This is a genomic window from Luteolibacter sp. Y139, assembly GCF_038066715.1.
Taxonomy (GTDB): domain Bacteria; phylum Verrucomicrobiota; class Verrucomicrobiia; order Verrucomicrobiales; family Akkermansiaceae; genus Haloferula; species Haloferula soli.
This window is the reverse complement of record NZ_JBBUKT010000012.1, coordinates 92,378-114,573: the sequence shown is the minus strand read 5'-3', so window position 1 is coordinate 114,573 and position 22,196 is coordinate 92,378. Positions and strand designations below refer to the sequence as shown.

Annotated in this window: 10 protein-coding genes; 9 read left to right on the top strand and 1 reads right to left on the bottom strand. The window is 61.7% G+C overall.

Annotated elements, in window-relative coordinates:
* Nucleotides 1–132: 132 nt before the first annotated feature.
* Nucleotides 133–5,457, top strand: a complete 5,325-nt coding sequence (locus tag WKV53_RS23925; protein WP_341407351.1) for a beta strand repeat-containing protein — start codon at nt 133–135, stop codon at nt 5,455–5,457.
* A 112-nt stretch (nt 5,458–5,569) separates the two neighbouring features.
* Here the strand turns inward: WKV53_RS23925 and WKV53_RS23920 are convergent, their stop codons facing one another.
* Nucleotides 5,570–6,058 (bottom strand): hypothetical protein, encoded by a 489-nt coding sequence (locus WKV53_RS23920; RefSeq protein ID WP_341407350.1) that lies wholly within the window; start codon nt 6,056–6,058, stop codon nt 5,570–5,572.
* Nucleotides 6,059–6,264: 206 nt separating this feature from the next.
* Between WKV53_RS23920 and WKV53_RS23915 the strand changes: the two genes are divergently transcribed.
* The 8 genes from WKV53_RS23915 to WKV53_RS23880 all read left to right on the top strand — a co-directional run bounded on the left by WKV53_RS23915 (nt 6,265) and on the right by WKV53_RS23880 (nt 21,983).
* Nucleotides 6,265–7,299 (top strand): AAA family ATPase, encoded by a 1,035-nt coding sequence (locus WKV53_RS23915; RefSeq protein ID WP_341407349.1) that lies wholly within the window; start codon nt 6,265–6,267, stop codon nt 7,297–7,299.
* Nucleotides 7,289–8,179 carry a DUF58 domain-containing protein gene (locus tag WKV53_RS23910; protein ID WP_341407348.1) on the top strand — a complete coding sequence of 297 codons (891 nt, stop codon included), beginning with the start codon at nt 7,289–7,291 and terminating at the stop codon, nt 8,177–8,179. Before WKV53_RS23915 ends, WKV53_RS23910 begins: the two co-directional genes overlap by 11 nt.
* A 3-nt stretch (nt 8,180–8,182) precedes the next feature.
* The gene (locus WKV53_RS23905; RefSeq protein ID WP_341407347.1) at nt 8,183–10,288 is read left to right on the top strand and encodes a BatA domain-containing protein; all 2,106 of its coding nucleotides are present in this window, start codon (nt 8,183–8,185) and stop codon (nt 10,286–10,288) included.
* 1 nt (nt 10,289) lies between these two features.
* Nucleotides 10,290–12,719 (top strand): VWA domain-containing protein, encoded by a 2,430-nt coding sequence (locus tag WKV53_RS23900; RefSeq protein ID WP_341407346.1) that lies wholly within the window; start codon nt 10,290–10,292, stop codon nt 12,717–12,719.
* Nucleotides 12,716–14,410, top strand: coding sequence for a DUF4175 family protein (locus WKV53_RS23895; protein ID WP_341407345.1), 1,695 nt, complete (start codon nt 12,716–12,718; stop codon nt 14,408–14,410). The genes WKV53_RS23900 and WKV53_RS23895 overlap by 4 nt, the downstream gene beginning before the upstream one ends.
* A gap of 11 nt (nt 14,411–14,421) precedes the next feature.
* Complete coding sequence (locus tag WKV53_RS23890) at nt 14,422–16,269, top strand: hypothetical protein (protein WP_341407344.1); 1,848 nt, start codon at nt 14,422–14,424, stop codon at nt 16,267–16,269.
* Nucleotides 16,266–17,081, top strand: a complete 816-nt coding sequence (locus WKV53_RS23885) for a hypothetical protein (RefSeq protein WP_341407343.1) — start codon at nt 16,266–16,268, stop codon at nt 17,079–17,081. The genes WKV53_RS23890 and WKV53_RS23885 overlap by 4 nt, the downstream gene beginning before the upstream one ends.
* Nucleotides 17,082–17,336: 255 nt before the next feature.
* A complete protein-coding gene (locus tag WKV53_RS23880) occupies nt 17,337–21,983 on the top strand; it encodes a beta strand repeat-containing protein (protein WP_341407342.1) in 4,647 nt (1,548 codons plus the stop codon).
* Nucleotides 21,984–22,196: the final 213 nt, after the last annotated feature.

Here is a 22,196-nt window from a genome sequence, read left to right as displayed (position 1 = left end):
CGGGTTGCCTTCTACGTTGGCGATGTTGGAAGCCCGCTTTGAACCCCCGGGCTCGTGATGAATCCACGCCTGCCCCGGGCTATCACCGCACCCATCGGTGATGAACCTCCACCGCGAATTACCCAAGATCCCATGAAACCCAATCGAAGAAGCCAACTCCTCCACCTCGCCAACGTGACTTTGGCCGCACCTGCGGCATGGGCGATTCTCAGTGCATCTGCCCAAGGTGGCAGCGCTACCTGGGCCAATACCGGCACCAACTGGAATGCCGATGCAAGCTGGACGCCGGCCACCGGCTTTCCGGGAACCGCTGGAACCACCGATGTCGCCACGTTCACCGGTGCTGCCACCACTCAGCCTGCGGTTGCGGCCCCGGTCACGATCGGAGGGATCGCATTCTCCGACACGGCGGCGGCAAGCTACACGATTTCCGGATCCGCGCTCACGCTGACGAGCACTGGCACCGGTGCCACCACGAGCGCGGTTCACTCGGCAAACACCAGCGGAACCAATACCATCTCGGCACCGATCGTTCTCGGAGGAGCCGCCGCCACCACCGCCCGCTTCAATCAAGGCACCAACGGCACCCTCGCTCTCAACGGAGTCATCTCCAGTACGAATGCGATCACCGGCACCCGGTTCGAGCCGATCAGCAACAACGTCGCCAGCGTCTTCACCTTGGCGGCGAACAATACCTTCGCCGGCACTAGCACGCTGGGATTCGCCACGTTCAACGTGAACAATCCGGGTGCCTTCTCGACCGGCACGATCGTCTATAGTAACAACCCGCGCTTCAACAACACCTCGGGCGCTCCGATCACGATCGCCAATGCCCAGACGATCGGGACGAACTTCACTTACTCCGGCGCCGATGCGAACTCCAACCTCACCTTCAGCGGCAACCTCAACATGTCGGGAGGCAATCGCACGGTCAACACGACCACGGCGGGCGGCAAGCTGATCTTCTCCGGTGCCGTCGATGTGGGCACGGGAACCCGGCAGCACATCAAGGACGGCCCGGGAGCCCTCGGGCTCACCGGCACGATGACCGGCACTGGCCTCAATCAAACGATCGGCGGTGTCGTTTACAACAACTGCCCATGGCGGGCGAATGCGGGGATCCTCGAAGTGGGCAATGCAGCCGTTCTCGGCGGCGCTCTCGACTTCCGCGCCACCCTCCAGGCTAGCACGCCATTGACCCTGCCGACCACGATCGTCCACGCCACCAACAACGCGACCCTTGGCGGTGCGAACAATCTCACCCTCAGCGGTTCCTACATCCTGAGCAACGGCGCGAACAGCCGCACGCTCATCATCAACAATACCGGCACGACCACGTTGTCCGGCACGGTTTCTCTAACCGACCTTTCTACCGATGCGACTCAAACGCTGACGGTGAGCGTTGATCCGGTGGCGGGTGCCAGCCTCATCAGCGGCGTGGTGCAAAACCTCGCCGGTGGTGGTGCCTCGACCAATCCCATGGGCTTTACCAAAATCGGCGGTGGTGATCTCACGCTCTCGAATGCCAATACCTTCGCGGGAACGCTGACCGTCAGTGGTGGCCGGCTCATCGGCACGAATAGCGCGGCCTTCGGTGCCAGCAGCAATACCATCAGCGTCACCTCGGGCGGCACCTTGCAGCCCGACGGAAACTTGACCTACACCGTCAATGGTCCGCTCACGGTCGCCACCGGCGGTGTGCTGCGCCTCGGCTTGGGTTCCACGAATGGCGTGAATGACAAGATCACCGGCAGCGGCGCGATCTCGATGAACGGTTTGCTGATGATCGACCTGCCGGTCACCAATCCTCCGGATGGCTCGAGCTTCACGCTCTTTACCCAGGCCGTCAGCTACAATACCGGTTCATTCACCGTGGTGGATCCGGCTTTCTTCCAATGGTCCGGCAGCGCGGTCAGCGGACTCTGGACGTACGACAGCGGGAGCGGGATCTATACCTACAATCAGGCAACCAAGACGGTGACCTTCGCCGCGGACTCCGATGCCGACGGCTTGCCTGACGCTTGGGAACGCAGCTTCTTCCCCGGGGATCTTACCAAGCTCTTCACCGGCGGCGATTTCGACAATGATGGTGCTTACGACGAACAGGAGTATGCCGGTGGCTCGAATCCGAAGAATGCCGCCTCCGTCCCCGGCGACGTGGATGGAGACAGTCTGCCGGATGCTTGGGAAAATATCTTCTACCCCGGCGATCTCACCAAGCTCAGCGGCTTGGGAGGTGCCGACAAGGACGGCGATGGAATCTCCGACCTCGCCGAGTACACCGGCAACTCCTCGCCGGCGGACGCTTCCTGGAAGCCGAATCAAGCGAGCCTGAAGCACCGCTGGAGCTTCACCACCGGTGCGGGCCAACTCAACGACTCGGTGGGCACGTCCAATGCCACCATCCTCAATCCCGGAGCCGCGAATCCGGCCACGTTCTCGGGCGATGCCGTCACCCTCGCCGGTGGAGCCAAGGCATCCTCGGAAGCAATCAACCTGGGCTCCAATCTGATCAGCGAGGGATTCCCGGTTACGATCGAGCTCTGGGCCACCCAGAACGCGGTGCAGAACTCCAGCCGCATCTTCGATTTCAATGCCGGCAGCAACTCGGAGTACCTGTTCATGAATTGGACCGAGGGAACCAACCTCAACTCCGACAAGCTCGAGTGGAAGGATTTCGTCACCACTCCTTCACTGGCCTCGACCAATGCGCCTTATGTCCTGGGTAAGAAGTATCACATCGTGGTGACCTTGATTCCTGCCGAGTTCACCGGCGGCGCGCTTACCAGCGGCACCCGCGTCGTCTGGTACAAGGCACCCGCCGATGGACCTACCTCGCACTCTCCCCTATGGACCCAGCGCGGCACCTTCGACACCTCGAATCAGCTGAGCCAGCTTAGCGATGCCATCGGTGCCCTCGGCCAAGCCTCAAGCGGGGACAATACCGCCAGCGCCACCTATGACGAGGTCCGCATCTGGCACGGCGTCCTTGGCGAAACGGAGCGCGAAGTCGCGCAAGCGGTGGGAACCGGAGTCACCAACCTTACGACCGATGCGGATGGCGACGGCATGGTGGATTCATGGGAAGCCCGCTACGGGATAACCTCACCAACCGCCCAGGATGACGGGGACGGCGAGAACAATCTGGCGGAATTCCTGGCTCACACCAATCCGAAGGATACCGCTTCCAACTCGGCGGATCGTGATGGCGATGGCCTGAACGATGTCGATTTCGAACTCTACTACTTCGGCGATCTTGATGAGACCGGCAGCGGTGATTCCGACGGCGACTTCGCCAACAACGAGCTTGAGGAAAGTTCCTTCACCAGCCCGCTGAATAACCTCAGCTGGCCGGATACCGAAGACGGTGTGGGTGATGGCCTGAACGATGGCTGGGAAGAGTACTACTTCGGCGATCGTGATGGTGTGATCGAGGCCGGTGAGCTGGCTCAGATCGCCACCGGCGATCCGGATGGCGACGGCGAGGACAATGCGACCGAATACAACAACCGCACCAATCCCACCGATTGGTTCAGCCGCGCGGTGGTGCCGAGCTTGTTCGCCCTGATCGATGGTTCGACTCGCAATGGCCAGTTCGAGTTGCAAGGACCACCACCGGGAGTGGCCAGCGGCACCAAGCGGGCAAGCTGGGACCAGGCCGGAGCAGCCGATGTCACCTACTGGACCGAATGGGCGCCCTACAACACCACGCCTAACAACAGCGGCGTCGAAGGCGGCACCGGCCTCCAGCATGCCTTCATGGAGAGCGGCAATGCGATGTATAACCTCACCGACTACAAGGCCGCCCAGGGAACCATCTATTGGTTCGCCTTCGACAAGTCGAATGGCAACCAGCTGGACGCCTATCTCGTCTATGAGGACGCCAACGGGGCGATCCAGCCGATCACGGCCTCCCTGTTCAGTTCGACGACTGCGGGCAACAACCAGCTCAAGGGCTACCAGATCCCGGCCGGAAGCCCGGCGATCGGCCGCAGGATCGGCATCGGCTTCAGGTCGTTCTCAAGCTGGGCAGCCTTTGACAATGTCCGGCTTGGTGTGACTCCAAGTGATGTCGATGCCGACGGCTACGACGACACCTACGAAGACCTCGTGTGGGGCGACAATGACGGCGTGATCGAAGCCTCGGACCGCGCCGCCGGACCGGCGGGTGATGTCGATGGCGATGGCATCCCGACGCTTGTCGAACTGAATGGCTCCGCGAACACGCTCTACGGCAATCAGCCGACCAAGCCCAATCTCGCCGACTCCGACGGCGATGGCCTGAGCGATGGCGTGGAGATGAATCTGACCACGGGAACCCAGACCAATCCCAACGTCGCGGATACCGATGGCGATGGATTGAACGACGGGCTCGAGGTGAATACCTACGGCACGAACCCATTGGCCGTGGACTCGGACTTCGATGGATTCGCTGACGGCGTGGAGGCGCTCTACTACGGCACCAATCCGAACGACATCAACAGCGTGCCGAACGTCCATGAGCTGATCGGTCTCACCAAGCACAATGGCAGCTTCGAACTGCTCGGACCCGTTCCGGGAACCGTCAATGCTGCGAAGGCCGGCAACTGGGACACTGCCGCGGCAGGGGACGTGACCTACTGGACGATCTGGACCGAGCAATCGACCGCATCCAATGACAGCGGCACGGAGACGACCGCCTCGACCTTCCGTCATGGGGCCAAGCACGCCTTCCTCCAGTCGGGCAATGCGGTCTACAATCCGACCTCCTACCAGCTGAAGGCGGGCGACACGATTCGCCTGACCTATTCCCGCACCGTTGCTGGCACCCTCAGTGCCTATCTGGTGGTGAACACGGGCTCCGGCATCGTCCAGCTCCCGGGTAGCACCATTCAGGTGACGACTGATGCCAAGGACGGATACGAGATGGTATTCGTGGTGCCGAATGGCCACGCCAGCATCGGTCAGTCGCTCGGTGTCGCCTTCAAGAACACCGGCGGCGGCAATACCTTCCCCGGCGTGGATAAGGTGGCCCTGTCCGTTCAGGACCGCGATACCGATGCCGATGGTCTCAGCGACTTCTGGGAGGACCTCTACTGGGGCGGTGGCGATGATCTGGTCCTTGCCGGTGAGCTCAATCAGGCGAAGGGAACGGCTGCCCAGGCCCTTCCCGGAAGTGCCGATCCGGATGGCGACGGCACGGACAATCTCACCGAGTTCCGCCTCGGACTGAATCCGGCCGACGGCACGTCGGGCTTCAAGGTCACGGCGCTGCAGAAAGACCCGTCGAGCTTCAGCCTGACCTGGCCGAGCGCCACCGGTGTCACGTTCAAGATCGAACGCAGCACCACCCTGGGTGCCGGATCGTGGACTTCCTTGGACGCCGCGTTCCCGGGCGCCGCAGGAACGACGACCTATACGGACAACAGCCTGCCCGCCGGAGCCAAGGCCTTCTACAAGGTCACCTTGAACCCGTAACGGTAGCCCCCTTCAGACGTATCATGGGCAAGGAGGCCGGGAACTGCGCAAGCGGTTCCCGGCTTTTCCATTCATCACGTTCCCACTGGCATGGCTGGGACTGGCGGGGTGGCTACTCTTTCTTGTTGGCTCCCCTTTCGACCAACCAGCCACCCTTCTTGCGCTTGAGGATGAAGGTCCAACCTCGATCTCGTGGAGATCGCTCGGCCATCGACGGAGGAGTCCAAAGCTCGATCCTCTGGGCTCCCGTCCAGGAATCCGGAAGACGCTTCACCTGGATGGGAAGCTGCCCTCCATCCGTCGGCGTTCTCCAGGTATTCGTTTTGAGAGCGGGGAAACTGTTCTGATAGACCCAGCGGACCGATTCCTCGGACTTGCTGTCCCAGATAGGAAGGCTGAGTGCCATCTCGCGGAGATCCCGGTTGTCCTCCGGTTTGAGCGGCCGCCGGTCTGGCAGGAATTCTCCCGCCTGGAAGGTGATGGCATGGCCATGGCTGCGTTTCGTTGCACTCGCAGATGGGGTCTTCGTGATGAGCGCGCAGGAGCCGAGCAATCCAAGGGCGGTCAGCGAGGCAGCGAGCGACTTGAAATGAAGTCTCATTTTGATGGCAACGGAGATTATCCGGAAGGGGTCTGGAAGCGAGAGGATTCCCCGCGACGATCGGCAGGGTTCCGGTCGTGAATTCCCCCCGATTGGGGAGCAACGTTCTGCCCGCAAATATCGTCACATCCTGACACGCGCCCCCGGGGTGAGATTGCCACCGCGCTGGCAGCGTCCTACATTCTCCGAACCCGTCTTCCATGAACATGTCTGAAACCCTTGCCCAGCCGAAGCCGGCGGATGTTGCTCCCGTGACTCCGGATGCCATCAACGAATGCCGCCGGGTGTATGCCGCGGTGCAGAAGGAGTTGGAGAAGGTGATTGTTGGCCAGAAGGACGTGATCGAGCAGATCATGATCTCGATCCTGACCAAGAGCCATTCGCTACTCGTCGGTGTGCCCGGACTGGCGAAGACGCTCTTGATTTCCACGCTCGCGGACACGCTTCATCTCACCTTCCGCCGCATCCAATTCACGCCCGACCTGATGCCGAGCGATATTACGGGTACCGAGGTCATTCATCAGGACCCCGTGACCGGCGCGAAGGAGTTCAAGTTCCACCCCGGGCCCTTGTTCTCTAACATCGTGCTCGCCGACGAAATCAATCGCACCCCGCCGAAGACGCAGGCCGCGATGCTGGAGGCGATGCAGGAGCGCCGCGTGACCGTGGGTGGGGTCACTCGTCCGCTGCCATCGCCGTTCTTCGTGCTGGCGACGCAGAATCCGCTGGAACAGGAAGGCACCTATCCACTGCCAGAAGCGCAGCTCGATCGCTTCATGTTCCTCATCCACGTCGGCTATCCCAAGGAGAAGGAGGAACTTGAGGTGATGAAGCGCGGCACCGGCGCGAAGAGCGAAAAGCCCCAAGCCGTGCTCGACGGCACCATGATCGAATCGATGCAAGAAACCGTGAAGGCCCTGCCGGTCGCCGATCACGTGTACCAATACGCGCTCAACCTCGTCCGCGCCACCCGTCCACATGAGGAATACGCGCTGGCCGATTGCGCCCGCTACCTGAGCTTTGGCGCAGGTCCCCGCGCCAGCCTCAGCCTGATCATGGCGGCAAAGGCGCATGCGATGATCCATGGCCAGGTCTATGCCGGTTGCGACAACGTGGCGGCGGTGACTCCATCGATCCTGCGCCACCGCATCGCGGTGAACTTCAGCGCGCAGAGCGAGAACATCACCTCGGACGAGATCGTGAAGCGCGTCCTCGCGGCTGTTCCGAAACATGAACGCTGACCTACTGGATCCGGATGCCGTGTCGCGGGGCGAAGCGCTCGGCATCATGGCGCGCAAGATCGTTGAAGGCTATCGTGTCGGCGAACACCGCTCGCCTTTTCATGGTTTCGCCATCGAGTTCGCGCAACACCGTGAATACGCGCCGGGTGATGACACGCGGCATCTCGACTGGAAGGTGCTCGGCCGCTCCGACCGCTACTACATCCGCCAGTACGAGCAGGACACGAACTTCGTCACTCATCTGGTGGTCGATGGCAGCGCCTCGATGAACTACGGCTCGGGCAAGCTGACCAAGCTCCAGTTCGCCAAGATCATGGCCGCCTGCCTGGCGCACATCATCCTGCTGCAGCGCGATGCCGTGGCGCTCGCGCTCGTGGATGGTGAGATCCGTGAGTCCATCCCACGTACGGACAACCTCCAGCGGATCCAGCACATCATGGACCGCCTTTCCGCCTTCAAGGCCACTGGCGGAACCAATCTCGGCACTGCCCTTCAACAAGTCTCTCGCGGAGCAGGTCGTCGTGGCATCGTCATCATCATCAGCGATCTCATCGATGATGAAGAAGGCTTCGGCCGCGCGCTGGAACGTTTCACCTACAGTGGCCACGAGGTGATCGTCTTCCACACGCTCGATCCCTACGAGCTGACCTTCCCTTTCGATGGAACCTGGGAGTTCCGCAATCTCGAAGGCGCAGACCGGCTCAAGATTTCTCCCGACGATTTCCGGCGCTCGTATCTTGAAAACATCGGGGCGTTCCAGACGCGCGTCCGCCGCATTTGCGACAAATATCAAGCCCACTACCTGCTGGTCGATACCGGCAAGGATCTCGCTGAAACCCTGAGCGGCTACCTCGCCTTCCGGCAGAAGGTCGGCAAATAGGCCATGAGCTTCCTTTCTCCATGGGTGCTCGGTGGATTGGCCGCGGTGGGCGTGCCGATCCTCATTCACCTGCTCAACAAGTTCCGGGTCAAATCGACCGCCTGGGGCGCAATGAGGTTCCTCAACGATGCGGTGCTCAAGAACCAGCGCCGCGTGAAGCTGGATGAGCTGATCCTGCTGGTCCTGCGCTGCCTCGTGATCGCGCTGGCGGTGCTCGCGTTCGCGCGGCCGGTATTGAAAGGCCTCGGTGTGGGTGGCGGCAGCGAGCCGGTGGCCGCCGTGATTTTGTTAGATCACTCGGCAAGCATGGGACAATCGGATGGCGCGCAAAGCCGCTTCGATCGCGCCAAATCGGAAATTCGCTCGTGGCTTGATCAACAGGATTCGCAGTCATTGGTCGGGCTCTATCTCGCTGGGTCGCGGACGGTTCCCTTGATCGGCAAGCCGGAGAATGACTTTGCGATGGTCCGCAAGTCCCTCGATGAGGCGGTGGTGAGCGACTACGCCAGCGACTTCTCTCAAGCGCTGCGCTCGGCCGTGGAAGCGCTGCAGAACGTAACCGGCCATCCGCGCGAGATCCGCATCTACACCGACGGCCAAGCCACTGCCTTTCTGAAGCGCGATGAATTGAAGCTACTGGCTCGCGAGCATCCGGAGATCGTCATCCGGCCTGTCGTCGTTGGAGAAGCGGCGAGTGAGAACCTCGGGATCACGAGCTTGAGTCAGGAGGGCGGCGTTCCTTCGGTCGGACAGCCGGTGCGCATCCGCGCGGAAGTGCTAAACTCCGGCGCTGCTCCGGTGAACGGGCTCGCGGTGAACTTCACGATCGATGGCTCACAGCCTGCGGGCTCGGCGACTATTCCGGCAATCGCGCCCGGTGAAACTCAGGCGGTGACCATGAATCTCAGCTTCACCGATGCCGGTCCGCATTTCGTCACCGCCACCGTGCCAGCCGATGCACTGGCGTGCGACAATCAGAGAAATGTAGCGCTGGACGTCGCCGGACGCATGGACGTGGTGATTGTGGCCGGTGAAGCAATGGCACAGGCGGGCTACTTCCTTTCCCGTGCCTTGGTGCCGGTGCCACGCGAGCAGGCGGAGCATTACTTCCTTGCGCCGCGATTCGCCAATGCTGCGGAACTGGCGACGATGATTGCCGCCGCGAAAGACGAGCGACCCGAGATCGTCTTCCTCTGCGAGCCCGCCGGTCTAACAGGCGAGGCGGCGGAAGCACTGGATACCTACGTGACGAGCGGCGGCAATGTCGTGGTTTTCCCAGGCTCTGCCAGCGGGCTCGGAGCCGAAGGCACGCCGGAGGGGCTGGTGAAGATGCTTCCCGGCACTTTGGGCGCACCCGTGGAAGCAGCAGCCAACGAGGCGCCGGTGGCATGGCAAAAGGATGGCTTCACACATGAGATCACCCGCTTCTGGAACGAATCGTCGAACGGTGGCCTTGGCTCGGTGAAGTTCACGCGGCATTGCCCTCTCACGCTGAAGAGCGATGCGGCTACAGTGCTCGCCTTTGCCGATGGCAAGCCATCGCTCGCCGAGTGGCGGCATGGCAAGGGCACGGTGCTGCTCTTCAATGCCAACCTGACTCGTGAATGGACGAACCTGCCGCTGCATCCGGCCTTCGTTCCCTTTCTTCAACGCATCACGGGATTCGTCCACGACCGCAACCGCGCGAACCTCAATCTGGCTCCGGGAGAGACCCTTCGCATGCCCGTCGATGATTCGCTGGCTGGCAAGGATTTCACGGTGAAGGCACCGGATGCTGCCAATGCCCGCACCGCCGGCCAAGTCGCCAGCGATGAGTCGGGCAGCTACCTTCGCTATGGCGCCACGGAGAAGGCGGGTGTCTATCAGATCGAAGTCGCGAATGAACCGGTAGCTGACTTTGCGGTGCAGCTTGCTTCCAGTGAGTCGGACTTGCGACCGGTGGATCCCGCCGTGATGACCGAACTTGCCGAGGTGCCGCGCACCAGCGCGACCGGCGGCGACGCCCGCATGGTGGTGAAGAAGGAATTCTGGACCACGCTGATTTGGGCGGTGGTTGCATTATTCGTAGCAGAAGCCGCCATGGCCCATCGCATGAGCTACGCCCGCTAGCATGAACCTTCCCGCTCCATCTTCGTTCCTGCTCGCGGATGCCACCGGCGTCCAGCGCACGTGGACGTGGGGTTACGAAGGTCTGGCACCGGCATGGGCGTTTCTGATCTTCGTCCTTCTCGCGGCATTGACGGTCGTTGCGTATCTCCGGTGCGCTTCCGGCGTCTCGCGGCCGAAGAAATCCATATTGGCCACCCTGCGGCTGGTCGCCGTCGCGGTGCTAGCGGCCTTGCTCGCGAAGCCGGTGATTCACTTCACCGAGTATCATCCGGTGAAGCAGCCGCTGGCCATGGTGGTGGACAGCTCGCGTAGCATGAGTCTGCCCGATCGGCGCGACACTCCCGCCGACATCAATCGGGCGGCCATCGCCGCGGGACTCATTGATCCGGCCAGCGATATCGAGGCCAAGACCGATGCGAACGTGGTGGAACAGGTAAAGAACCTGAGCCGCCATGAACTCATCCAGCGCCTCGGTGACAACCGCAAGCTGGACTTGTGGACGCGCCTTTCCGCTGGCTCCGACCTGCGCTTCTATCAATTCGGGAACGTGCTCAAGCCTCTCGGCTCGCCCGAGATGATCGCGGGCAAAGACAAGGCTCCGCCTTCGGTAAAGTTTCCCGTCATCGAGAGTAGTGGACCCACCACCGCGATCGGCGAGGCGCTGCGACAGGTGATCCAAGAGCCCCGCAGCCAACCGCTCGGTGGCGTGGTGCTCATCACCGATGGTGGCAACAACAGCGGCTCTTCGCCGATCGAGGCCGCGCAGATTGCCCGCGAGAAGAACGTCCCGCTTTTCATCTACGGCGTGGGCGTCAGCTCGCCGCCGGACATCGAGGTGGCCGAGGTTACGGCCCAGAGCCTCGCCTTCGTGGACGAACGCCTTGAAGTGCACGCCAAGGTCATTTCGCGTGCCCTCGAGGAGAAGCCATCGGTGGTCGAGCTGAAGGCGGATGGTGAAGTCGTGGCGAAAGCCGAACTCACCCTGGGCGGCGATGAAACGCGCGAGGTCTCGCTGAGCTACGTGCCATCCAAGCCGGGCGAAGCGAAGCTGGAGATTGCGGTGCCGTTGCGCGATGAAGAGGTTGGTCGAGAAAACAACAGCGCGGCCACTACCACCCGCATCACCGACAAGAAGTTCCGTGTCCTGCTGGTGGAGCAGGAGCCACGCTGGGACTTCCGCTTCTTGCTCGATTACCTCCAGCGCGACCAGCGGCTCGTGGTGAAGAGCGTGATGATTGATGGCGAGCCCGGTCTTTCTAACAAACCCGACTCGCCCTTCCTTCCGTCGCTACCATCGACGCGCGAAGGTCTCTTTGAATCACAGGTGCTCATCCTTGGTGACGTCAGTCCGAGGGACCTCGGCCAGGACCGCATGGAAATGATCGTCGAGTGGGTGGAAGCTGGCGGTGGCATCATCTTCCTCGCGGGGCCGAACTTCAATCCCTCGTCCTACCTTGGCACCCCGTTGGAAATCCTGCTGCCGGTCTTGCCCGACACCACCAAGCCGCGGGCCATGCGGATGCAGCGCGATTCCGCGCCGTTCCCGCTGGAGTTGTCGCCTGCAGGCCGTCGTTCGCCTTACCTCCAGATGGATGGCGATGCCGCGGAGAACGAGCGGATCTGGGCGAACTTTCCCGGCGTCCGCTGGGTCGCACCGGTTGCCCGGGTGAAGCCGGGTGCGGACGTGCTGTTGACCGACTCGCGTTCGTCCACCGCGGGTCGCTACGGCAAGCAGCCCGTCTTCGCGATGCAAGGCTACGGCTCCGGCAAGTGCGTTTACTTCGGCACCGACGAGACCTACCGCTGGCGCAGCCGCACGGGAGAAAAGTACTACTCGATCCTCTGGGGCCAGATCATGCAGACTCTCGCGCTGCAGTTGTTGGACGGAGCATCGCCACTTACCCAGCTCCGCACCGATCGCAAGCACTACGAGGCCGGCGAGCGCGTGGTCATTTCCGGCAATGCCTACACCGGCAACTACGAACCGCTGATCGTTCCGTCGCTCGAAGCGCAACTCGTCTACACCAAGCCGGGCGGGTCCACACCCTCATCGACGCGCAGCATCAATCTCTTCGCTACCGGAAAGAACTTCTTCCGTGCCGAGTTCATTGCGGAAGAACCCGGCAGCTACGCTTTCCACACCGTGCACGATCCGGAGGGCGTGCTGAAGTTCGAGGTGACCGATCCCGATCTGGAAGGCAAGCAAACGCAGCTCGATGACCGCTTGCTGAGGAACATGGCCGCTGCGGCCGGTGGACGCTTTCTACGTGAGGAAGATCTTCACCATCTGCCCGAATGGATCGCCGCGACCAGCGTTCGCGTTGCGAGTCATCGCAAGCTGGAACTCTACTATTCGACATGGATTCTCGGCGGCCTGTGCCTGCTGCTTTTCGCCGAATGGACCCTGCGCCGGTTGTCCCGTCTGAAATGATGAGCGCACCACCTCCTTCCTCTGACGCATCCCGCGAGCTCCACTTGCCCGCGACGGTGGCGCGCACGCTGGATCGAGTGAGGCGCCGGCAACTGGCATTCGCACTGGCCCTGTTTCCGGTGCTGCTTGTGGCGACGCTCGCCACGGCCTGGTTGCTGCAAGCCGTGGCCGACCGCGTGTTTCATCTGCCGTGGAGCGCCCGTTGTGTGCTGCTGGTGCTTGATGTGATCGGCGCGCTGATTCTGTTAGATCGATTCGCGGTCCGCGCATGGAAACGACGTCTCAATCGCAAAGGCGCGGCCCTGTTGGTGGAAAGAGGCATTCCGGATTTCCGCAGCGCCTTGGTGTCGGTGGTGGAACTGACATCGCCTGATGCGGACGTTTCGGTGCGCTCGCGACCGCTGGTCGCGCGGCTGATTTCTGATGTCGAAGAACGTGTCTCGTCAGCGGAAGTGGTTCGTCAGGTCGTGCGGCCCGATCGCTTGAAGAAGCTGTTGACCCGCGCAGTGGCGCCGGTGGCTCTCGCCGCATTGGCCATCGTGCTATGCCAGCCTCTCTCCGGCTTGCTGGTGCAAAGGATCCTGCTCGCCGATGTGGCGCTGCCAGCGGCCACCCAGGTCGTTTCGGTGACGGAGGACCTCACGGTGGATGAAGGTGGCCAGGCTATTCTAACAGCCAATGCGTCCGGCGAGATTCCGCCGGATGGCAAGGTGGTCATCTCGTATGCGGGCAGGCCCGCGGAAACCGTGATGGTTCCACGTTCCGACAAGTCACCGGACGAATTCAGCCTGCCGATGGCAAACCTTCGCGAAGGTTTCAGCTACCACTTCTTGCTCAATGACGGCGTGGGACGCGAGCATCAGGTGAGCGTGCGCTTTCCGCCAGTGGCAGAGGGGCTGAAGTTCGTACAGGTTCCACCTGCATACACTGGCTTGTCGGAGTCGGAGCTCACCCCGACCTCATTGAAGCTGCTCGAAGGCTCGACCTTGCGGATCGAAGGAACGGCCACAAGACCTCTGCGTGCGGGTGAGTTGCGAATCGGTGGGGTAGCGCAAGCGCTACCGCTGACCATTGAGGCAGATCGCCGTAGTTTCCGCGCGGAAGTCGCGGTGTCGAGCGAAGGGTGGAAATCCCTCGGCATCCATATGACAAGCAATGAAGAGGTGGAGTCGGTGAAGGACCCGGTGTATCCGGTAGAGTTGGTTCGCGATCGTGCACCGGCGGTGACCATCCACACGCCGAAGGACGAGGCATCCACGGTCATCGCCAATGACACGGTGCCGGTTTCCTTCGAGGTCAGCGATGACTTCGGGATTCACACCGCGAAGCTGGTTTATCGGGTTTACCGCATGATGCCGGACGGAAGTACCGAGGAAGGCGAAGAAGGCCAAGTGCCGTTGGCGGTGCCACCGGGAAAGACGACATGGAAGCACACCTTCTCCTGGAACCTCGCCCTTCTCGTCCCGGAAGTAAGCACCGGTTACAGCATCACTTTCTCGATCGAAGCGACCGACAACCACGCGGACGCGCCTCGCATCGGCCGCAGTGCCGAGCGCACGCTGAAGGTCGTTTCCGAGCAAGAGAAGCGCTTGGAGCTCCTTGAGCTGCTGGGGCAAAAGGCCGCCGAGATCGAACGCCTCTACGAACAGCAACGCTCGGTCAACGAACGCCTGCAACATTCCAACCCCTGAGCCGAACGACTGTGAAATCCATCTCCTTCATCGCCTCAGTGACCATTCTTCTCCTGCCCGTGCTGGCTCAGCAGGAGGATGAGAGGACCGGTGCCTATCGGGCGAGCGTCTCGCAAACGACACTTCAGACAAATACCGCCCGCATGAAGGAGGACTTGGCCGCCATTATTCATGACTACGAGCGGTATGGGATCGCTGCCGTGGAAGTCGCCAAACTGAAGGAATCGGTGGCCTCGCTCGACGGTATTTCCGGACACGACATGCCGGAGCTGGTGCAGCTTTTGTTAGATGCCAGCCGTTCGTCCGAGGGAACGGGTTTTCGGGACAATCTTGAAAAGGCCGACGGTGGACAGAAGCAGATCCAGACCCGCCTGCGGGCCTTGGCCGATCAGCTATCCCTGTATTCCGATCAAGCGGCGATGCAGAAGCGGGTGGAGGATCTGGCGGTGCGGCAGGCAGCCGCATTGCGTGTAAATCGCGGCATCGCGAAGGAACTGGCCGGCCTCGGCCTCACCGCGGAGCAACTGAAGAAGGAAGTCGCCGCGCTCCCTGCCGACTTGCCCGGGCCTCAGCGTGGCGACGAGGAAGGCAAGCGCGTCTTCGAATTGAATCGGAAGAAGCAGCGTCTGACCACGGAGATGGCGCGCGTGGCGGCGGAGCAGGCGGCACTGGAGAAGGAAACCGGGCTTGTCACGACGGCATTGGCGAAAGTGGCGGAGGATCCAATGGCCCCGGCGGCCACTCACTTCAAGCAGGCCTTCGAAACCGCGCGCTCTAACAAACTCGAGGAACAAGCCAGGTCTGCGGTCCAGGCGGGCGATTCCATCTCCGCAATCCCGGCTCAAGAGGGCGTATCCGGCACGCTTCGTTCGATCATCGCCGCGCTCGATGGCGCTCGCTCGAATGAAGAACGCCTGCGCGATCTGGCCTCCCAGCTTTCGGACTTGTCCGTGAAGGAAGATGGCCTCGCCAACCGGACACCGAAGGTCTGGGGCGAGCAGAAGAACCGCTCGATGCGCGACCAGTTCGCGATCGGTGACCGGCTGGAAGTCCTGCAGGACCGCATCAAGTCACTCGATTCAGGGAATGGAGCCAAGACCGCCGAGGCCTCCACCCGTGCAGGAGAGCTTGGTGAGGCCCTGAAGCATGAGGACTTCCATGACAACGTCCCGCTGGTGTCCAGCACTGCGGATGGGCAGAAGCAACTCGCCAAGGACATGAGCGCCATGAGCGAGGCCTTGGAGGCCCAGGCCAATCAACTCGCCGCCAATGCAAACGGGTCCGCCCAGCCTGCACAAGAACCCCAACTCAGCCCGGAAGCCGCCGCCATCCAGGCGGCCATGAAGCAACTGGTGGACGCGCGCATCAATGTCGAGCTCGCCCGCCGCCAGAATGCCGAGAAGCTCGATTCCAAGTCTCGCGTCGAGCAGTCCCGGCAGAACCTTGCCAGTGGGACTGAGGAAGCGAAGAAAGCGGGCGCGGCCGTCGGTCAGGAAGTCCATCAAGCTTTGGCGGACGCCGACCAGTTCTCAAAGCTCGCGGCCACTGGCGACAAGGTGGAGCACAACCTCTACCACACGAACGAGAAGATCAACGAAGCCCTCGCCGGTCTTCAAGAAGCGGCGATCAAGCTGGCTGCGCAACAACAGCAGCAACAAGGGCAAGGTGGAGAGAGCCCGTTCGCCGCCGCGATTCAAGCCGGTGGCCCGGTCTTTTCCAATCTCACGGAAGCCAGCGATGCTCAGCGGGATGCGCTCTCACTGCTCAAGCAGGAGAAGACCGCGCCGGAGTACGAGACGATGGTGAACCAGTACATCAAGAACCTCGCGGAAGAAACCCAGGACGCCGCCTCGCCATGATCGCTCGAATTACGACATTCATCGTAGGTGCGTTACTCACGACTGGTCCGGCTCGCGCGCAGGAGGAAACGGAGAGTGCATTCGGCTCCTCGAAGAAGACGGAAGGCTCGATGCTCGGCATCTTCTACGACCTCAAGCAGAACCAGAAACGCCAGCCATTGCCTGCGGGGGTCAATCACCTGGAAACCCTCGCCGCATTCCTCGACAGCGGCTGGGACGAGAATGTGCTCAGCCGCTATTTTCGCGCGACCAAGCCGCTGTATGCCACAGAGGTGCTCATTCCGACGATGAGCGCCTGGGGCGCGCCACAAGCCTTCGGGCTCGAAGGTATCGTCCAGCCTTCGCAGTGGTTCGTCATCTACAAGGCACAGGTCTCACCACCGGAAGATGGCACCTACCGATTCGTCGGCATTGCGGACGATGTTCTTGCAGTGGGCGTGAATGACAAGACCGAGCTGGTCTCGCTCTTCGGCGCCCACAAGAACTACAGCAAGTGGAAAGAGCCCGCACCGAACGACGCGATTCCCTGCTGGGCCGGCAAAATGAAGCGAGGCGATTGGTTCACTTGCAAGAAGGGCGAGATCATCGACCTGGACATCCTCATCGGCGAGATTCCGGGCAGTTTGTTCGGGGCATGGCTCCTCATCGAGAAGCAGGGAGAGAGCTACCAGACCTTCACCGACCCGAAGTCAGGGCAGCGCTTTCCGATCCTCCCGGTCTTTCAAGTGAAGGCCAAAAAGGTGCCGGTTTCAACCGGCGACAAGGCGATTCCTTTCACGGTGAATGCAACGCCGTGGATTTGTCATCCGTGAGAAAGAAAACGATCTAACAGATCGTTGCCCGGAACAGGCGCGTACATTTGAAACGAGCTGAAACGCTTGTGGCAGCGGGAATTCCCCCCTCATGGGGGGGTGATTTCTCCGAAGCACCGACGTTCATTTGCGAGCATCGGAACCGCCCGTTCCAATTCCATCGGGCTCCGTGAAACCCTGCCTAACGGCAACCGCTTCCTCTCCCGTATCGACCGGCTGCCTCTTGGCCGTTCATTGAGAACCTGAAGAGCATTCATGAAACCCACTCGCACCAATCCCTTCCTCGCTGGCCTTGTAGCCCCTGTCGTCGTGGCGCTCACCCTGACCGTCGCCCACGCCGCGAACTTCACTTGGGATCCGGGCAATACCACCAACGCGGCAACCATCGATCCCGGCAACGGCAACTGGAATACCACCGCGGGAAACGTGGTGTGGAATAACGCCGGAACCAACGTCATCTGGGCTGCGGCCAATACCGCCGTGTTCGGAGGAGCCGATGGCACCTATGCGGTTACACTGGATGCCGCGCTCTCGACGGTGAACGTCAATTTCAACAACAGCGGCTACACGATCAGTGCGGCAGCTCCGACCATCCTCACCGCCACCATCAACAATTCCACCGGCGGCGTCGCCACTGCCGCCAATACCGGCATCTGGGTGGCTGCGGGCAAGACCGCCACGCTTGGCAACAACGTGACGGTGAACCTGTCCGCCACGGGCTTCGGCAGCCGCGTCGGCCTGGACAATGGTGCGGTGCTCAACGTCGCTGCCGGCGCGAAGATCGACAAGAGCGCGGGAGCGAATCGCGACACGGTCTTCGCAGGCGTCACTGGGGGAACGGCGAACATCAACGTCGCGGGCACCATCACCCGTTCGGTCGCCAGCGATACTGCGGGCATTGTCATTGGCAACGCCGGTGGCGAGGTGATCGCGAACGTCAACAGCGGCGGCATTCTCAGCACCACTAGTACCGGTGCCACCAATACCAATGGTTCGATCTCGCTTGGCAACGTCAGCGGTGCGACAGGCACGCTCAACATCGGCTCCGGAGCAACGGTCACCAGCTCGAATGCAAACACCACCGATGCCCAGTCTGGCGTCAAGATCGGCACCGTCTCTGGAGGTATCGGCACGGTCAATCTGAACGGTGGCACCTTGACCACCCTGAAGGTCTTCAAGGGAGCAGGCACCGGCACCTTCAATTTCAACGGCGGCAGCCTGAAACCGACTGTCGCCACCACCGCCTTCATGACCGGCCTGACCGCCGCGAACGTGAAGGCCGGAGGCGCAATCATCGACACGAACAGCTTCGACCTCACGATCGGTCAGCCCCTGCTTCACGACAGCGGACTGGGCAGCACCGCGGACGGCGGCTTGACCAAGAACAGTGCGGGTATTCTGACGCTTTCCGGCGTCAATACCTACACCGGCAGTACCACTCTCAATGCAGGCAGCCTGGTCCTCGCCGACAATGCAGGCCTCAAGTTCGTCGTTGGCAATTCGACAAGCAACAAGCTCCAAGGCACGGGCGCGGTCACCCTTGATGGCGACTTCACCATCGATATCAGCGGGGTCACCTCGCCGAATCCCTCGGGCTACACCTTGGTGAGCGGCGTGACACCGACCTATACCACGAACTTCACCGTGACCGGTTGGACGGAAGTAACGCCCGGTGAATGGCGCGGCTCCGGTTGGAAGTTCACCACGGCGAATAGCAAGCTGGTCAGCCTCGACAGCGACGCGGACGGGATGGAGGACTCGTGGGAGCTTCAGATCGTGAATGCCAATCCGAGCGATGGCATCACCACGATCGCTCAAGTGCTTCCCGGTTCCGACTACGATGGCGACCAGGCGACCAACCTGATGGAGTACACCTACGGCACGAGCCCGACCAATCCGAACGAGTGGCCTGATACCGATTTCGACGGCCTCAATGACGGTTGGGAAGACGCCACCTTCGGCGACCACGATGGCATCATCGAGCCGTCCGACCTCACCACCGCCACGGCGCTCGACAATGACGGCGATGGCCTGGACGACCTCTGGGAGGACCAGTACTACGGGAACAACAATGGGCTCGTGGAACCCTCCGACTTGACCGTACAGAACGACAAGAACGCGGACCCGGATGGCGACCACAACACCAACGCCCAGGAAGCTGTCGCTCACACCAACCCGAACGACAACACCAGTTGGCCGGACACCGACTTCGATGGCCTCAATGATGGCTGGGAGATCTTCACCTTCGGGAACCTCACCCGCGCCACGAGCAGCGACAATGATGGCGACTACCTCTCCGACGCCTATGAGGACACCTTCTTCGGGAACAACAACGGTACCATCGAGCCTTCCGACCTGACCCCGGCGAATGCCGGCGGCGATCCGGATGGTGACGGCGCCTTCAACTATCAGGAATCCCTCTCGTTCACCGATCCCCACAATGCCGCCGATTTCCCGGACCTCGATGGCGACGGCCTCGGCGATGGTCACTACCTGCGCGCAGGCGATGTGAACAGCGCCACCACCACCTCCTTCATCGATGGCATCAATTGGGACAATGAAGCCGCTACCGTAGCCGGACAGAAGTATGTAGTCGCGGTCAGCGGGCTGAGAACCCGTGACACTGTTGCCGACTTCACTTTCCCCGGCGACCGCCTGCTCGTGGCGACTGGTGGACAGTTGGCTTGGAAGAACAACGGCACGTTGACCATTTCAAATCTGGTCCTCTCCGGTGGTCTGGTGAATCAGGCGGTTACGCCGAATGGCACCACCGTCAATCTCAATGGCGCAATCTCCGTTCGCAACACCGGCTCCACCCTGTCCGGCAACAACGGGCCGATGATCGTCAATGCCCCGATCAGTGGGTCCGGCATTCTCAATATCACGGGCGGCAACAACGTGACGCTCACCGCCACGAACAGCTTCACCGGTCGCTATGCCGTCACTGGAAAGCTCGTGGTCGGCAATGGCACCACCGGCAGCGTGAACATCAAGCCGGTGCACGGCGATACCACCACGCCGATCGGTATTGGCGGCACCGGCACCGTTACTTTGAATGGTCCGTTCAATATCGACACGAGTCTCACTGGCACCACGCTGAATGAAACGTGGTCCATCCTGGAGCCCGGCACCTTGACCGAGAGCTACGGGGCGAACTTCACTATCCCGGGCTTCACCGCGGATGCCGGTGTCGCGGGCAGCCGCCTCTGGACCAAGACTGCCGGTTCGGTGTGGTACCAGTTCAGCGAATCCACCGGCTTGTTCCGAGTGACGGACCCTGACACCGATCTGGATGGCATGGCCGATTCCTGGGAGCAGCAGATCATCAATGCAAACCCAAGCGACGGAATCACCAACATTAACGAGGTCTTGCCAGGCTCCGACTATGACGGCGACCAGGTGACCAACCTGATGGAGTTCACCTACGGCAGCAATCCGGTCAATCCATCGAGCTGGCCTGATACCGATTTCGACGGTCTCAATGACGGCTGGGAAGACATGACCTTCGGTGACCACGATGGCATCATCGAGCCCTCCGACCTCACCACCGCCACGGCGTTCGATACCGATGGCGATGGCTGGGATGACCTTACCTTCGAGGACGCCACCTTCGGCGACAATGACGGCATCGTGGAGCCCTCCGATCTGGTGCAGGCGCCCTTCACCGACTTCGACGGCGATGGCGCCAGCAACAAGCAGGAGCTGGTCGTGGATTCCACCGACATGAAGTCGAGCGGCAGCTTCATCGACAACAATGGCGATGGCTTTGCCGATGGCGCGCGCCTCACCGCGGGTGATGGCAATGGAGCGACCACCTCGTTCAATGGCAATGTCGGGCACTGGAGCGATGGCTTCGGACCGCTCGCCGGCATGAACTACTACGTCGCCGTGGATAGCTTCCGCACTCCGGACAGCACGCCGGCCAACACCACCATCACCTTCCCAGGCAACCGTCTCGTGGTCGCCACCGGCGGCAGGGTGAACTTCAAGTCCACGGGCGCGCACACGGTCGCCTTCAACAAGCTCATGCTGGACGGCGGCAACCTCAACCAAGCCGGTGGAAATGCCCTCATCACCGTGGCGGGCAATGTCACCATCCGCTCGGCGTCCACTTACACGGGATCGAATGGTCCACTCACGTTGAGCGGCCCGATCTCGGGCAGCGGCGGACTGACCGCCAGCGGCGGCACCTTGAGCTTCGCCAGCAACAGCACGTGGACGGGTAACCTGACGGCAAACGGTCCGTTCACGCTCACCGACACCGGCTCCATGAAGTTCGTGCCCACCACGAATGGCACTACGAACTCCATCACTGGAACCGGTGCAGTGACTCTCAATGGCACGCTCAATATCGACCTGAGCGGAGCCAGCACGACCATCGGCCATAGCTGGGCGCTCGTGGCCAATAGCGGCACCAAGACCTACGGCGCGACCTTCAACGTCGCCGGCTTCACCTCAAGTGGCGGGGCTGCCGGAACGCGGTCATGGTCCCTGGGCAACTATCGGTTCGACGAGATCACCGGCACGCTCAATGTGGCCCAGCCGGGCTTCGGGGGGTGGATCAGTGGCTTCGGTCTCGCCGTTGCCGATCAGGATCCCACCGACGATCCGGACCATGACGGCATCAGCAATCTGGTCGAGTACGCCGTGGACGGCCTCAATCCCGCAGCGGCCAATGGCAGCGTCGGCAGCATGAGCGGTCTCACGGTCACCTTCGCAAAACGCGCCCTCGCGGTGAGCAATGGCGACGTGAGCTACGCCATCGAGGAGTCCTCCGATGTCGGCGGTGCCGATGCCTGGAGCGTGATCGCGCCGACGGTGAACAGCGGCTCGGCGATCTCGTACACCTTCCCGGGACCGCTTGTCAGGGACTTCGTCCGCTTGCGGGTGACCCAGCCGTGATGAAGCGGCGTTCCAATTTCAGGGTTAGTTAAGGGTTCAAAACCGGGAACTGCGAAAGCGGTTCCCGGTTTTTCGTGCCGGGGGGTTTGCCGATTTCCCCCCGATTGGGGGGGTGTGGATTCGCTGCGGTTCAGGGATCTGTATGACAGAAGGGAAAAGCCGGAGTGCTGCGTCATGGCAGCGTTCCGGCCGTCCCCGGCTCGCAAACCCAAA

Coding starts and splice junctions, on each gene's coding strand:
- WKV53_RS23925 (WP_341407351.1), top strand. CDS start 133: ATGAAACCCAATCGAAGAAGCCAACTCCTCCACCTCGCCAACGTGACT.
- WKV53_RS23920 (WP_341407350.1), bottom strand. CDS start 6,058: ATGAGACTTCATTTCAAGTCGCTCGCTGCCTCGCTGACCGCCCTTGGA.
- WKV53_RS23915 (WP_341407349.1), top strand. CDS start 6,265: ATGTCTGAAACCCTTGCCCAGCCGAAGCCGGCGGATGTTGCTCCCGTG.
- WKV53_RS23910 (WP_341407348.1), top strand. CDS start 7,289: ATGAACGCTGACCTACTGGATCCGGATGCCGTGTCGCGGGGCGAAGCG.
- WKV53_RS23905 (WP_341407347.1), top strand. CDS start 8,183: ATGAGCTTCCTTTCTCCATGGGTGCTCGGTGGATTGGCCGCGGTGGGC.
- WKV53_RS23900 (WP_341407346.1), top strand. CDS start 10,290: ATGAACCTTCCCGCTCCATCTTCGTTCCTGCTCGCGGATGCCACCGGC.
- WKV53_RS23895 (WP_341407345.1), top strand. CDS start 12,716: ATGATGAGCGCACCACCTCCTTCCTCTGACGCATCCCGCGAGCTCCAC.
- WKV53_RS23885 (WP_341407343.1), top strand. CDS start 16,266: ATGATCGCTCGAATTACGACATTCATCGTAGGTGCGTTACTCACGACT.
- WKV53_RS23880 (WP_341407342.1), top strand. CDS start 17,337: ATGAAACCCACTCGCACCAATCCCTTCCTCGCTGGCCTTGTAGCCCCT.